The sequence below is a fragment of the Micromonospora matsumotoense genome, from assembly GCF_050951065.1.
Classification (GTDB): Bacteria; Actinomycetota; Actinomycetes; order Mycobacteriales; family Micromonosporaceae; genus Micromonospora; species Micromonospora matsumotoensis.
The window spans coordinates 2389555-2403134 of sequence record NZ_CP192025.1; the positions used below are offsets into that span (position 1 = coordinate 2389555).

15 protein-coding genes and 1 pseudogene are annotated in these 13580 nt (G+C 73.9%); 10 read left to right on the forward strand and 6 right to left on the reverse strand.

The genetic code is table 11. The features are described 5' to 3' along the window. Positions 1-33 precede the first annotated feature (33 nt). Positions 34-1260, reverse strand: coding sequence for a cysteine desulfurase-like protein (locus ACQP1S_RS10630; RefSeq protein WP_432905738.1), 1227 nt, complete (start codon positions 1258-1260; stop codon positions 34-36). Positions 1261-1342: 82 nt separating this feature from the next. On the opposite strand from ACQP1S_RS10630, the gene ACQP1S_RS10635 reads away from it, so the two are divergent. The 7 genes and pseudogenes from ACQP1S_RS10635 to ACQP1S_RS10665 all read left to right on the forward strand — a co-directional run bounded on the left by ACQP1S_RS10635 (position 1343) and on the right by ACQP1S_RS10665 (position 5797). Next, positions 1343-1705 (forward strand): hypothetical protein, encoded by a 363-nt coding sequence (locus ACQP1S_RS10635; RefSeq protein ID WP_091246463.1) that lies wholly within the window; start codon positions 1343-1345, stop codon positions 1703-1705. A 58-nt stretch (positions 1706-1763) separates the two neighbouring features. Next, the gene (locus ACQP1S_RS10640) at positions 1764-2585 is read left to right on the forward strand and encodes a DUF1206 domain-containing protein (protein ID WP_432905741.1); all 822 of its coding nucleotides are present in this window, start codon (positions 1764-1766) and stop codon (positions 2583-2585) included. Between the two features lie 80 nt (positions 2586-2665). Further along, positions 2666-3838: pseudogene (locus ACQP1S_RS10645) on the forward strand (mechanosensitive ion channel family protein); the annotation flags it as partial. Positions 3839-4153: 315 nt separating this feature from the next. After that, complete coding sequence (locus ACQP1S_RS10650) at positions 4154-4588, forward strand: phage holin family protein (RefSeq protein ID WP_091246458.1); 435 nt, start codon at positions 4154-4156, stop codon at positions 4586-4588. After that, positions 4585-4950, forward strand: a complete 366-nt coding sequence (locus ACQP1S_RS10655; RefSeq protein WP_432905744.1) for a DUF3618 domain-containing protein — start codon at positions 4585-4587, stop codon at positions 4948-4950. The genes ACQP1S_RS10650 and ACQP1S_RS10655 overlap by 4 nt, the downstream gene beginning before the upstream one ends. Then, on the forward strand, positions 4947-5219 hold the full coding sequence (locus ACQP1S_RS10660) for a DUF4235 domain-containing protein (protein ID WP_091246454.1): 273 nt from the start codon (positions 4947-4949) through the stop codon (positions 5217-5219). The genes ACQP1S_RS10655 and ACQP1S_RS10660 overlap by 4 nt, the downstream gene beginning before the upstream one ends. Positions 5220-5593: 374 nt before the next feature. After that, positions 5594-5797 carry a cold-shock protein gene (locus ACQP1S_RS10665; protein ID WP_067306996.1) on the forward strand — a complete coding sequence of 68 codons (204 nt, stop codon included), beginning with the start codon at positions 5594-5596 and terminating at the stop codon, positions 5795-5797. A gap of 113 nt (positions 5798-5910) precedes the next feature. On the opposite strand, the gene ACQP1S_RS10670 is transcribed toward ACQP1S_RS10665, so the two are convergent. Beyond that, positions 5911-6105 (reverse strand): hypothetical protein, encoded by a 195-nt coding sequence (locus tag ACQP1S_RS10670; protein WP_091246452.1) that lies wholly within the window; start codon positions 6103-6105, stop codon positions 5911-5913. An 88-nt stretch (positions 6106-6193) separates the two neighbouring features. Beyond that, a complete protein-coding gene (locus tag ACQP1S_RS10675; RefSeq protein WP_432905751.1) occupies positions 6194-7177 on the reverse strand; it encodes an aldo/keto reductase in 984 nt (327 codons plus the stop codon). Between the two features lie 85 nt (positions 7178-7262). Between ACQP1S_RS10675 and ACQP1S_RS10680 the strand changes: the two genes are divergently transcribed. Beyond that, entirely contained in the window at positions 7263-8057 is a 795-nt protein-coding gene (locus ACQP1S_RS10680) for a trans-aconitate 2-methyltransferase (RefSeq protein ID WP_432905754.1), read from the forward strand. Next, positions 8054-9073: an adenosine deaminase gene (locus ACQP1S_RS10685; protein WP_432905757.1), complete on the forward strand. Its 1020-nt coding sequence runs from the start codon at positions 8054-8056 to the stop codon at positions 9071-9073. Before ACQP1S_RS10680 ends, ACQP1S_RS10685 begins: the two co-directional genes overlap by 4 nt. A gap of 273 nt (positions 9074-9346) precedes the next feature. Here ACQP1S_RS10685 and ACQP1S_RS10690 read toward each other — a convergent pair whose 3' ends face one another. Further along, complete coding sequence (locus ACQP1S_RS10690) at positions 9347-10750, reverse strand: HAMP domain-containing sensor histidine kinase (RefSeq protein WP_432905759.1); 1404 nt, start codon at positions 10748-10750, stop codon at positions 9347-9349. A gap of 29 nt (positions 10751-10779) precedes the next feature. Beyond that, complete coding sequence (locus ACQP1S_RS10695) at positions 10780-11469, reverse strand: response regulator transcription factor (protein ID WP_091246442.1); 690 nt, start codon at positions 11467-11469, stop codon at positions 10780-10782. A gap of 73 nt (positions 11470-11542) precedes the next feature. Between ACQP1S_RS10695 and ACQP1S_RS10700 the strand changes: the two genes are divergently transcribed. Beyond that, complete coding sequence (locus tag ACQP1S_RS10700; protein WP_432905764.1) at positions 11543-12466, forward strand: ADP-ribosylglycohydrolase family protein; 924 nt, start codon at positions 11543-11545, stop codon at positions 12464-12466. 100 nt (positions 12467-12566) lie between these two features. On the opposite strand, the gene ACQP1S_RS10705 is transcribed toward ACQP1S_RS10700, so the two are convergent. After that, complete coding sequence (locus ACQP1S_RS10705) at positions 12567-13445, reverse strand: DUF1775 domain-containing protein (protein WP_091246438.1); 879 nt, start codon at positions 13443-13445, stop codon at positions 12567-12569. Between the last annotated feature and the right edge of the window lie 135 nt (positions 13446-13580).

Sequence of the window (13580 nt, forward strand, 5' to 3'; positions counted from 1 at the left end):
CGGTCAACCGTCGGACCGCCCGGACCGGGTGGCTCAGCCGACCGGCTGTTCCCTCCGGGCGGCCAGCCGATCCAGCTCGGCGAGCAGTCGGTCCACCTCGTCGACCGTGTTGTAGTGGTAGACGCTCGCCCGGACCGCCCCACCACTGTCGCGTAGGCCGAGCGCCTGGAAGTACTCGTAGGCGTAGTAGTCACCGCTGGACAGGCAGAGCCCGGCCGCGCCCAGCGCGGTCGCCAGCCGGGCCGGCGTCCACCCGGCCAGCCGGAACGACACCGTCGGGCAGCGCCGTGCGCCGGCCGGCTGGACGGTCACCGTGGGCAGGTCGGCCAGTCCCTCGCGCAGCCGGGCGAAGACCGATTCCTCGTACGCCTGGGCGGCGGTGAGCCCCGCGCGGATCCGGGACCGGCGGTCACCGGTGGCCGTCGGGTCCAGCCCGGCCAGGTGGTCGACGGCGACGGTCATCCCGGCGAGCAGCGGGAAGCTCGGGGTGCCGGCCTCGAACCGGTCGGGCACCGCGTCGGAGGAAGGGATCAGCTTGGCCGGGCGCAGCTCCGCCCAGCGGGCCGGGTCGGCCACCATCGCCGCCAGGTGCGGACCGGACCACTTGTAGGCGCTGGTGACCAGGAAGTCGGCACCCGAGGCGGCCAGGTCGGTCGGACCGTGCGGCACCGAGTGCACCCCGTCCACGCAGACCAGCGCGCCGGCCGCGTGCGCCGTCGCGGCGATCGCCGCCACGTCCGGCATGGTGCCGGTGGCGTTGCTGCCGGCGGTCACCGCGACCAGCCGGGTCCGGTCGCCGACCAGGTCGGAAAACTGGGCGGCGGGCAGCTCGCCGCTGTCCGGGTCGAACTCGGCCCAGCGGACGGTCGCCCCCGCCGCCTCGGCCGCCTGCATCCAGGGCCGCACGTTGGCGTCGTGGTCGAGCCGGGAGACCACCACCTCGTCGCCCGGCCGCCAGCCGGCACCGAGCGTCCGGGCCAGGGTGTAGGTCAGCGTGGTCGCGCTCGATCCGAGCACCACCCCGTCCGGCACGGCGCCGAGCAGGTCGGCCACCGCCGCGCGGGCCTGCGTCACCAGCTCCAGCGAACGCCGGCCGGGCACGGAGGCGGTGCTGCGGTTGCCCACCGCGAGGCGCATGGCGTCGGCCACCGCGTCGATCACCGACTGCGGGGTCTGGGTGCCGCCGGCACCGTCGAAGTGGGCGAAGCCCTCGGCGAGCGCGGGGTACGCGGCCCGGGTCCGGGTGATGTCGATCGGCATTCCCGGGACCCTAGCCCGCCCGCCACCGGCCCGAAGATCCAGCCGGGTGGCGGGCTGGGCCGCGTCTCGTACCCTTGGTGGGGTGACGAAGCGAAGCGCCACCGCCCCCACCCCCCTCCGTCGGACCGCCGGCCTGCTGGCCGGCCTGGCGCTCGGCGTGGCCGTGCTGGCCGGATGCAGTTCGGACGGCGCCGACACGGACTGCGCGCTGGACGCCTGCACGGTCACCTTCGACCGGGGCGTCGACGCCAGCGCCTCCATCCTCGGGGTGGAGGCGAAGCTCATCGGTGCGCAGGGTGACCAGGTGACCGTCGAGGTGGCCGGGGAGCAGCTCTCCCTGACCATCGGCCAGCAGGCGGCCGAGGTGGGCGGCTTCGCGGTCACCCTGGACAGCGTCACCGACCAGCAGGTCCAGATCCGGGTGGCGCGCAACGCCGGCGGCTGACCCGCCCGACCCGGTCACACCACGTTTGGGGATCTCCGCAAACGGAGATTGTGGCGCCATGCCACTCACCCGGAACGCCGAAGCCACCGCCGCCCGCACCGCGGACAGCCGCTGGCTGGAACTCCTCGCCCGGGCCGGTTTCATCGGCTACGGGATCGTGCACCTGCTCTTCGCCTGGGTCATCCTCCAGATCGCCTTCTCCAACTCCGGCGAGGAGGGCAACCAAAACGGCGCCCTACGCGCCCTGGGCGCCCAGCCGATGGGCAAGTTCCTGCTGATCGCGATCGCCGTCGGCCTGATCGCGATGGCCATCTGGCAGGCCCTGGAGGCGGCCGTGGGCCACCACGCCAAGCGGGGCAAGGAACGCCTCTTCGAGCGGATCGCCTCGGGCGTGCGTACCGTCGTCTTCCTCTGGCTCGCCTGGACCTCGATCCAGGTGGTCCAGGACGCCAGCTCCAACAGCGCCGACCAGCAGGAGCAGTTCAGCGAGAAGCTGATGGCCTCCAGCGGCGGTCGCTGGCTGGTCGGCCTCGCCGGCCTGGTGCTCGCCGCCGTCGGCATCGGCATGATGATCTACGGCTACAAGAAGAAGTTCGAGCGGAACCTGAAGACCAACGAGATGAACGGCAAGACCCGGCAGTTGACCCGCCGGCTCGGCATGGCCGGTTACATCGCCCGGGGCGCGGTGTTCGCCGTCGCCGGTCTGCTGATCGTGGTCGCCGCGATCAACTACGACCCGGAGAAGGCGCGTGGTCTGGACGCCGCGCTGCGTACCCTGCGCGACCAGCCGTACGGGCCGTTCATCCTGGCGCTGATGGCGCTCGGCATCGCCGCGTTCGGGGTCTACTGCTTCTTCCAGTCCCGGTTCCGGAAGATCTGAGCCTGGTCGATACCGGAAACGCCGGGCACCATTGGGCCTTTGCCCGAATGGGATCAGCCCGGCCGGAGGGAGACAACCACGTGCAGGACTACCTTGAGACGATCGCCGCCGCGGCCACCGCGGCGGCGATCGCTCTGTTGCTCGTCGAGGTGGTACACCGGGTGATCCGGCGGCTCGGCCGCCGGTCCCACCTGATGACCGAGTTGACCGCGCACGTGCATCGGCCGTTCCAGGTCGCCGGCACCGTGGTGGCCGTCCAGTTCGCGGTCCGGTGGACCACCGGATACGCGGTCGGCACCGGATGGCGGCAGGCCGTGCTGCACATCCTGGTGCTGGGCGTGGTCGCCACGATGGCCTGGCTGGTCGCCGCGCTGCTGGTGGTGGCGGAGGACACCGCGCTCGCCCGGTTCCTGCGGGTGGACATGCCCGACAACCGGCACGCCCGCCGGGTGCGGACCCAGGTGGTGCTGCTGCGCCGGTTGACCATAGTGGTGATCGTGGTGCTGGCCGTCGGCGTGATGCTGATGACCTTCCCCGCCGTACGGGGCATCGGCGCGGGCGTGCTCACCAGCGCCGGTGTGGTCGGTGTGGTCGCCGCGCTGGCCGCGCAGAGCCTGCTCGGCAACGTCATCGCCGGTCTCCAACTCGCCTTCAGCGACGCGGTACGCCTCGACGACGTGGTGGTGGTCGAGGGGGAGTGGGGCCGGATCGAGGAGCTGACGCTCAGCTACGTGGTGGTCCAGATCTGGGACGACCGGCGGCTGATCCTGCCCACCTCGTACTTCACCAGCACGCCGTTCCAGAACTGGACCAGGACCGAGGCGGCGGTGCTCGGCACCGCCGAGTTCGACCTCGACTGGTCGATCCCGGTGCAGTCGATGCGGGAGGAGCTGCGCCGGCTGGTCGAGGGCACCGAGCTGTGGAACGGCCGGGTCTGCGTGTTGCAGGTCACCGACGCCACCGGTGGTGCGGTGAAGGTCCGGGCCCTGGTCAGCGCCGCCGACGCGGGCAGCCTGTGGGACCTGCGGTGCCTGGTGCGGGAGCACCTGGTCGGTTGGGTCCGCGACCACCGCCCCACCGCGCTGCCCCGGAACCGTACCGAGCTGGGTGACTCCTCCGGCAGCCTGCCCTGGCAGTGGGTGCAGCCGCGCCAGCCGGCCAGCCGTCGCTCCGACGGCGAGCTGCCCGACGACGCCCGGGTCTTCGGCGGCAGCCACGACGGCGACGCCCGCAGCGAGGCCTTCGTCGGCCCCGCCCCGGATGCCCGGGGCGACGCCCTCGTCGTTGGTGCCGACCCGAGCGCCGACCCGAGCGCCGACCCGAGCGCCGACCCGAGCGCCGACCCGCGCCGCTGAGCCGCCGGGGAGCCCGCCGACCGGCCCGTCGACGTCCGCCGGGTCGTGCCGAGCCCTCGTGACCCATGGTCGCGGGGGCTTCGTCGGTCCCGCTTCCGCGTTTCGCCGGACGTCCCGGCCCCACCTGGGGTCAGATGTGGTTGGTCACCGTGCGCAGGATTGACGGACGGCGGCTCCGGGCATACAGCGCGGTGATGACGAAAGGAGGACAGCATGGCTGACGTCGCGAACCACCGTACGCCCCGGACCGGGAGCGAGCCGTCCACCGCCGAACTGGTGCAGCGGGCCACCGAGCAGGTCTCCCGACTGGTCCGGGACGAGTTGGCCCTGGCCCGGGCGGAGCTGACCCAGAAGGGCAAGCACGCCGGGATCGGGATCGGCCTCTTCGGCGGGGGCGGGGCGCTGGCCCTGTACGGGCTCGGCGCGCTGGTCGCCGCCGCGATCCTGCTGCTGGCCCTGGTGCTGCCCGCCTGGGCGGCGGCGTTGATCGTGGCGGTGGTGCTCTTCCTCATCGCCGGGGTGCTCGCCCTGGTGGGGAAGAAGCAGGTCAGCCAGGCGGTCCCCCCGATGCCGGAGGCGACCGTCCGCAGCGTCCGTGCGGACGTGGACACCGTCGCCGCCGCGGTGAAGGACAGGGGACGGGCATGACCGGCACGACAGGCGACAACGGAACCGGCAACGGGTCCGGCGACACCGAGGCGCTCCGCGAGGAGATCCGGCGGACCCGGGTGGAGTTGGGCGAGACCATGGAGATGCTGGCCGCTAAGGCCGACGTCAAGGCCCGGTTGAAGGACTCGGCGGAGCAGGCGAAGGACCGGGTGCGCGAGCAGGCCGCGCTGACCGTGGCCCGGGTACGGGGCCAGGCGGCGCAGGGCGTCGACCTCGCGCGGGCGCAGGCGCACGACACGTCGGTGGCGGTGCGGCGTGATCCGGTGCCGTGGGCGACGATAGCGGCCGGTGCGGTGGCCGCAGTGGTGGTGTTGTTGATCGTTCGGGGGAGGCGCAGGTGAGCAAGAGCATCGGCAGGACCGCGTACAAGCCGGTCGGGGTGCTGCTGGGACTGGCGGCGGGCACGTTGGCGGGGGCGATCTTCCGGCAGGTCTGGAAGGCGACCGCCGGTGACGGCGAGGCGCCCAACCCGACCGACGAGGATCGCCGCTGGGGCGAGATCCTCGCGGCGGCGGCGTTGCAGGGGGCGATCTTCTCGATCGTCCGCGCGGCGGTGGACCGGGGCGGCGCGGTCGGCGTGCGGCGGTTGACCGGGCGCTGGCCCGACTGACCCGCCCCGCCCCGTCCCGGCCTGCGTCGGCAGCGATCAGCACGATCGTGGCGTTGGCCGGTCATGACGGTGGCCTCCAGGCCCGGTGACGACGACCTGTGGCCCCCCGCACGCATCGACGGGCGGGGGGCCTTTTGCGGGGCTTTGCCGACCCGGTCAGCAAGCGTCGGGCATCCGTCAGGTCACATGTCGGAGAATTTCGTCGATTAGGCTGTGCAGAGTTTTTGGGCACGTGGTTTGCTGATCCCCGCTGTTGCGAGACGGTGTTGGCACGGAGTGGTTTCCCCCTGTGGGGGCTGCCCGGGTCACCGCTGCTCGAAACGGCCAATCGGCCGCACGGCGTGCTCGGCCGCCAGTTTTAGAAGGAGATACACATGGCGCAGGGAACCGTGAAGTGGTTCAACGCTGACAAGGGCTTCGGCTTCATCACCGTCGATGGCGGGGGTGCTGACGTGTTCGTCCACTTCTCGGCGATCCAGTCCAGCGGCTACCGCTCGCTGGAGGAGAACCAGCGGGTGGAGTTCGAGATCGCCCAGGGTCAGAAGGGTCCGCAGGCCGAGCAGGTCCGCCCCCTCTGAGCGAAGCCGGTGGGCGTTCGCCTGCCCGGGTGATCCGGCCAGCCGGATCAACGAGAAGCCCCGTGTCCCCTCAGGACGCGGGGCTTTCCGCATCGCCTGCGCGGGCGCCCCGTTCAGGGCAGCCGGCGGGCCCGCAGGCCGCGCCGGAGCAGCACCAGCCCGGCCAGCACCAGCAGCGGTCCGGCGACGGCCCAGAACCGCTGGTCGCTCATCACGCTGCCGCCGACGTATCCGAGGCCCTGGACAGTCCAGACGGCACCGACCACCACGGCCAGCAGCCCCAGGGTGAGCGTGAGCCACCCTCTCACCGGTCCCCCCTCCGTGGGTCGGCCGATCCGACCCGGTCACCAGGATGCGGGCCGGGCCGCGCCGACGCGACGACCCGGCCGGCGTGGCTCACCACCGGTCGTGCACCCGGGGCCGGACCAGCTCGTCGTAGACCGACCGGACGGTGTCGAGTTCGGTCGCCGTCAGCGCGGGGGAGCCGGCTGCGGCGGCGTTGCCCCGGGCCTGTTCCGGGTTGCGGGCACCGGGGATGACCACGGTCACCCCGGGCTGGTCGATGATCCACCGCAGGGCGAACTGGGCCATCGTGCGGCCGTCGCCGACCAGCGGGGCGAGCCGACGGACCACGGTCAGGCCGAGGTCGAAGTCGACGCCGGAGAAGGTCTCGCCGACGTCGAAGCTCTCCCCGTGGCGGTTGTAGGTGCGGTGGTCGTCGGCGGCGAAGGTGGTCCGCTCGTCGTAGCGGCCGGAGAGCAGGCCGCTGGCGAGCGGCACCCGGGCGATGATCCCGACACCGGCCGCGGCGGCGGCGGGCAGCACCTCGTCGAGCGGCTTGAGCCGGACCGCGTTCAGGATGATCTGGACGCTGGCCACGCCCGGCCGGGCGATCGCGGTGAGCGCCTGGTCGCAGGTCTCGACGCTGACCCCGTACCCGGCGATGCGCTTCTCGGCGACCAGGGTGTCGAGGCCGTCGAAGACCCGGCCGTCGGCGAAGACCTCAGTCGGCGGGCAGTGCAGCTGCACCAGGTCGAGGGTGTCCACGTCGAGGTTGGCCCGGGACCGGTCGGTCCAGGCCCGGAAGTTGTCGAGGGTGTACGCCTGCGGCGTCTGCGCGACCCGGCGGCCCATCTTGGTGGCGACGGTGAGCCCGTGCCCGGCGTTGTCCCGCAGGAACCGCCCGATCAACTGCTCGCTGCGGCCGTCGCCGTAGACGTCGGCGGTGTCGAGGAAGGTGACGCCGGACTCCACGGCGGCGTCGAGGACGGCCAGGGCGTCGCTCTCGCTGACCTGTCCCCAGTCCGCGCCGAGCTGCCAGGCCCCGAGACCGACCACACCCACCTGCCGGCCGAGCCGGTCGAAGCTGCGCTGTTCCATGCGGTGAAGCCTAGTGACCAGGTTGCCGGGGCGCAGCGCGGGCCGTAGGGTCTAACAAAACGTACGTACGGTTTGGAGGATTGTCATGTGGGATCCGAGCAGCTACCTCCGCTACGGCGACGAGCGGTCCCGCCCCTTCCACGACCTGCTCGCCCGGGTCGGGGCCGACCGGCCGCGCGCGGTGGTCGACCTCGGCTGCGGGCCGGGCACCCTGACCGCGACCCTCGCCCGCCGCTGGCCGGCCGCCCGGATCGCCGGCCTCGACTCCTCCCCGGAGATGATCGACCGGGCCCGGACGCTCGACGCCCCGGTCGGCTTCACTGTCGGCGACGTCACCGACTGGCACCCGGCCCCCGACGTGGACGTGCTGGTCGCCAACGCGGTGCTCCAGTGGGTGCCCGAGCACCCGGCCCTGCTGCGCCGCTGGGCCGGCGAGCTGCCGCCCGGCGGGTGGCTCGCCTTCCAGGTCCCCGGCAACTTCGCCGGGCCCTCGCACCGGGCGCTGCGCGAGGTCGCCACCGACCGCCGCTGGGCGGACACCGTCCGGCCGCTGCTGCGCGAGGCACCGGTCGACGACCCGACCGGGTACGCCACCGCGCTGACCGCCGCCGGCTGCGCCGTCGACGCCTGGGAAACCACCTACCTGCACCGGCTGCCCGCCCCCGTCGACGCCGAGCACCCCGTGCTGAGCTGGCTCGACGGCACCGCCCTACGCCCCGTCCGGGCGGTGCTGGACGACACCGCCCTGGCCGACTTCCGCGCCGCGCTGGGAAGGCTGCTGGCCCGCGCGTACCCGGTGCGGCAGGGTCAGGTGTACTTCCCGTTCCGTCGGATCTTCGTGGTCGCCCGCACCGGTGCCCGTGCAGAGGAGAAGCAGTGACCGACCTGTCCGCCTTCATCGCCGAACTGCCCAAGGTGGAGCTGCACGTGCACCACGTGGGCTCCGCGTCCCCCCGGATCGTCGCCGAACTGGCCGCCCGGCACGAGGGACGCAGCCCCGTCCCGGCGGACCCGGAGGCGCTCACCGACTACTTCGCGTTCCGCGACTTCGCCCACTTCATCGAGGTCTACCTCAGCGTCGTCGACCTGATCCGGGACCCCGAAGACGTCTGGCTGCTCACCCACGAGGTGGCCCGGGAACTGGCCCGGCAGCAGGTCCGTTACGCCGAGCTGACGGTCACCCCGTACTCGCACGTGCGCCGGGGCATCCCCGCCCCGGCGTTCTGCGAGGCCATCGAGGACGCCCGCCGACGGGCCGAGGCCGACTTCGGCATCGCGCTGCGCTGGTGCTTCGACATCCCCGGTGAGGCCGGTCTGCCGGCCGCCGAGGAGACCCTGCGGATCAGCCTCGAGGAGCGCCCCGACGGGCTGGTCAGCTTCGGGCTCGGCGGCCCCGAGATCGGGGTGCCCCGGCCACAGTTCAAGCCGTACTTCGACCGGGCGCGGGCGGCCGGGCTGCGGTCCGTCCCGCACGCCGGGGAGACCACCGGCCCGCAGACCGTCTGGGACGCCCTGCGCGAGCTGGGCGCCGAACGGATCGGCCACGGCATCTCCGCCGCCACCGATCCGGAACTGCTCCGCCACCTGGCCGAGCGGCGCATCCCGCTGGAGGTCTGCCCGACCTCCAACGTGCGCACCCGGGCCGTCGCCCGGATCGAGGAGCACCCGCTGCGGCAACTGGTCGACGCGGGTGTCCGGGTCACCATCAACTCCGACGACCCGCCGATGTTCGGCACCACCCTCAACGACGAGTACGCGGTCGCCGCCCGGCTGCTCGACGCCGGTCCCGAGGGGCTCGCGGCACTGGCCCGGGAGGCGGTGTCCGCCTCGTTCCTCGACCCGGCCGGCCAGGCCCGGATCACCGCCGAGATCGACGCCTTCGTGGCGACCCACTGACCCACGCCGGGCAGAGTGCGCCGCGGAGGCCGGTGACGCTCGGGGGAAAGTGGGTGTACACGCGGCGGGAGCTGGTGTGGGGGACCGTGCCCCCGCCGCGCGTACCGATCCACCGGCCGGTGGGTGTCAGGGGCGACAGGCCGGTGGAACCGATGGGTTCGGACCCGATCCTGTCAGCCGGCGCGCCCCGCGTCGCCGTCGTTAATCCGGATCTAAGGAAACCTTGCACCGCAGCACAGTCAGGGCCGCCACGGCACGGTCGGCGGCGACCGGTCAGTCGTCGGTGGAACGCGGCCGGGGCCAGCGGCGGCCCCCGCCCTTCTGCTCCCGGGCCTCCCGCGCCATCCGGCCCACCAGGCCGAACCGGTTGACCTGCCGGGGCGTCGCCTGCGGGTCGGCCAGCAGCATCACCACGCTGGCCCCGCCCAGCCGGGCCCGGTCGAGGCTCACCGAGCCGTTGGCCTGCAACGCCACCCGCCGGGCGATGTCCAACCCCAGCCCGGTGGAGCCCTGGTCGCTGGCCCCGCGCCGCAACGCCCGGTCCGGGTTCGCGATGCCCGGACCGGCGTCGTCGATCCGGATCGCCACGTAACCGTCCCGACGGGAGACGGCCACCTCGAACGCGGTGCCCTGCGGGGTGTAGCGGAAGACGTTGCCGATCACCGCGTCCAGGGCGGCGGCCAACTCGGCCCGGGGCACCTGCACCGGAATCCGGAACTGGGCGCCGCTGACCCGCTGCGGGCGGTTCTGGTCGCCGGCCAGCGCCGCCCAGAACACCATCCGGTCGCGTACCACCTCGCTGACGTCGCACTCGGCGGGCCCGGCCTCGTGGGCGACGGCCTTGCGGGTCGTCTTGATCAGGACGTCGATCTCCCCCTCCAGGGTGACGATCGCCTGCCGGATGCGCCGGATCGTCCGCCGCCGGTCCAGCTCCGCCGGGGTGAACGAGCCGACGCTGGTGTCGTCGGAGTCCAGCCCCTCGGCGTCCAACCGCAGCACCGTCAGCGGGGTACGCAGCCGGTGCGACAGGTCCGCCACCAGTTCCCGTTCGTCGGTGCGGGCGGCCACCAGCCGGTCGGCCATCCGGTTGAACGCGTACCCGGCCTCGGCCAGCTCACGGGGACCGCTCGGGTCGACCCGTACCCCCAGGTCGCCGTCGCCGACGGCGAGCGCGGCCCGGACCAGCCCCCGGGTGGAGTCGACCGCCCGCCCGGCGACCCGGTCCACCACGATCACCGCCGCGCCGACCAGCGCCACGGCCACCCCGGTGAGCAGCAGCCAGGTGCCGCCCGCCCCCTCGTCGAGGACGGCGGCGGGCACGAACACCTCGACCACGGCGACCCGGCCGTCGAGCACCACCGGGTCGAGCCGCGCCAGCCCGCCGTCGACGTCGACGACCAGCGACTGCTCCTCGGCACGGGCCCGCTCCAGGTCGGCGGCCGAAGCCCGCCCGGCGGGCTGCGCCCCGGCGAGACCGTGCACCACCGGCCGGGTCGCCGGGTCGTCACCGGTGGCCTCGACCGCGCGGCGGACCGTCGCCGGGGCGGTGCTGACGGCGAGCGCGCCGGTGACCATCGCCCCGCGGCGTGCCGCGTCGGCCAGCGCCTCCTCGCGTACCTCACCGCGCAGGGTCAGCCCCAGCGGAACGAGAAACGCCGACGCGACCAGCGCGCACATGCCGGCCGTCAGAGCGGCCAGCGCCGGCCTCAGTCGGGGGCCACCAGCCGGAACCCCACCCCCCGCACGGTGCGCAGGTAGCGCGGCTTCGCCGCGGACTCGCCCATCTTTCGACGCAGCCAGTACAGGTGCACGTCGATGGTCTGGTCCTCGCCGACCGACGGCTGGCGCCATACCTCCTCCAAGAGCTCCCGCCGGGACACCACCCGGCCAGGTCGTGCGGCCAGGTACGCCAGCAGGTCGAATTCCTTGCGGGTGAGCGCCAGTGGCTCCCCGTCGAGCACCGCGCTGCGTTCGCCCACGTCCACCCGCAGGCCGCTGACGGTGTGCACGGCCGGGGTCACCGTACGGCTGGCCCGGCCGACCCGGCGCAGCACGGTGGTGATCCGGGCGTCCAGGTGGGCGCCGGTGAACGGCTTGACCATGTAGTCGTCCGCGCCGGCCCGCAGCAGCCGGACCACCGACTGCTCGTCGTCGCGGGCGGTGGCGATGATGATCGGTACGTCGGTGATGCCGCGCAGCATCCGCAGCGCGTCCGAGCCGTCCAGGTCGGGCAGGCCCAGGTCGAGCACGACGAGATCGGGTGTCTCGGCGGCGACCCGGCGCAGCGCGTCCAGGGCTGTGCCGACCGCGTGCACCGCGTGCCCCCGTTCGCTGAGCGAGCGCAGCATCGCGCCTCGGACGACGTGGTCATCTTCGACCAGGAGCACGGTGGCCACGTCAGCACCGTACTGCCCGTGGCAAGTCGGGCGCATTGCGACGGACCCGCGAACCGGGCAAACTGGTACGACGATGCCGTTCACCCTCTTTCCCGACGCGCGGCTGGCGCTGGCCCGGGACAGCCTGGCCGGGCTGTCCGTCGGCGACGCCCTCGGTTCCCAGTTCTTCGTCCCGGGCCGGCGGCCCGACGACCTCGCGGCCGGTCGGCTGCCCCCGACGCCCTGGCAGTGGACCGACGACACCGAGATGGCCTGCTCGGTGCTGGCCGAACTCGCCACCCACGGCGAGGTCGACCGCGACCGGTTGGCGCTGGCCTTCGCCACCCGGGCCGAGCCCTACCGGGGCTACGGGCCGGGTGCGGTGACGATCCTGCGGTTGATCCGCACCGGCACCCCGTGGCCGGTGGCCGCCGCGTCGGCCTTCGACGGCCAGGGTTCCTGCGGTAACGGCGCCGCGATGCGGGTCGCCCCGCTCGGCGCGTGGTATGCCGACTCGACCACCCGCGCGGCGACCAGGGCCCGCGCCAGCGCCGAGGTCACCCACGCCCATCCGGAGGGGGTCGCGGGCGCGGTCGCGGTGGCCGTCGCCGCCTCGCTCGCCGCCCGGGCCCGGCTGGAGGGGGAGCGCCGTCCCGACGTGACCCGGCTGCTCGCCACCGTCGCCGGGGCGATCGACCCGGCAGCCGAGGTGCACCGCGGGATACGCCGGGCGGTCGGCCTACTCGGCCGCCCCCTCGACGAGGCCGTCGCGGCGCTGGGCAACGGCTCCCGGGTCACCGCTCAGGACACCGTCGCCTTCACCCTCTGGGTGGTCGCCACCCACCTGGCCGACTACCCGGCCGCCGTCCGTGCCTGCGTCGAGGCGGGCGGGGACGTCGACACCACCGCCGCGATCGTCGGCGGGATCATCGGCGGACACACCGGGGTCGGCACGCCCGGCGGGGTGCCCGACGACTGGGTGGCCGCCCGGGAGGCGCTGCCGGACTGGCTGGACTGACGGTCAGGCCGGCCGGGCCAGCCCGCATGGGTGGGCTGGCGGCAGTGGACGTGACTCTTGATCTGACGGTGAGGCTGGCCGGGGCGGCGACGGTCGGCGCTCAGCGTGCCGCCACCCGCTCGGGGTCGGTGTCGGCGGGTTCGCCCGGGGCCTGCCCGTCAAGACGCCAGCCCCGGTCGGCCGGGGTGGGGTCGTCCGACGTCGGGTCGTCGTCCCGGTCGGTCGCCGCGTCGGCGGCAGCCCGGCGGCGGGAGCGGCTGGCCACCCAGCCGACCGCCGCGCCACCACCCAACCCGATCAGCAGACCACCGCCGAGCAGCAGGTCCGCGCTGGGTCCGCCGTCCCCGTCGTCGTCGGTCGGTGCCGCAGCGGCGGCCGGGGCGGCCTGGGCGTCCGTCCCGTCGGCTGCGCCGCCGTGGTGCCCGGTGGCGGCACCGGGGGCGGGTGGCACCAGCGCCAGCGTCGGGGCGGGATGCCCGCCCCCGACCGGGTCGGCCCAGCGCACCACCGTGCCGTCGGAGTAGGTCTGCACCACCTCGAAGGTCATCCGGTCGAGCTGCGGCAGCGGACCCATGGCCACCGAGAGCCGGGCCGGACCCGGCACCGCCGGCCCGGCCCCCCGGGTCCAGACCACCGCCGAGGTCACCGTGCTGACCGAGGGGGCGTGGATCCCGGCGACCGGCGCGTCCAGGTCGCGGGAGGTGATCAGGGGCGCCCAGCCGTCCACCGACAGCGGGTAGACCTCGCCGATCGGGGCGTCCGGCGGGAGCCTGAATTCGATCTTCTCGGTACGCGTGCCGGGCCGCTCCTCGGGCACCACGAACGTCAACTCCACCGCGTCGCCCTGCACCGCCTGGCCGGGGCTGGACGTCACCCCGTCCGCCCACGCCGCACCCGGCGCACCGAACACCGCGGCCACCGCAGCCGCCAGCACCAGTACGGTCCGGCCCCGCCGGGCACCATCGCGGGTCGTCGCCATCTTCCGCCCCCATCCGTCTCGCCGTGGCCGACACCGGCTCCGGCCACACCTGGTAGTTCGGACGGCGGGCCGAAAAGGTTCAACCGGGGCCTCCTTTCCCGGCGACCGGGCGGAACAGGGCGACCGATAGCATCG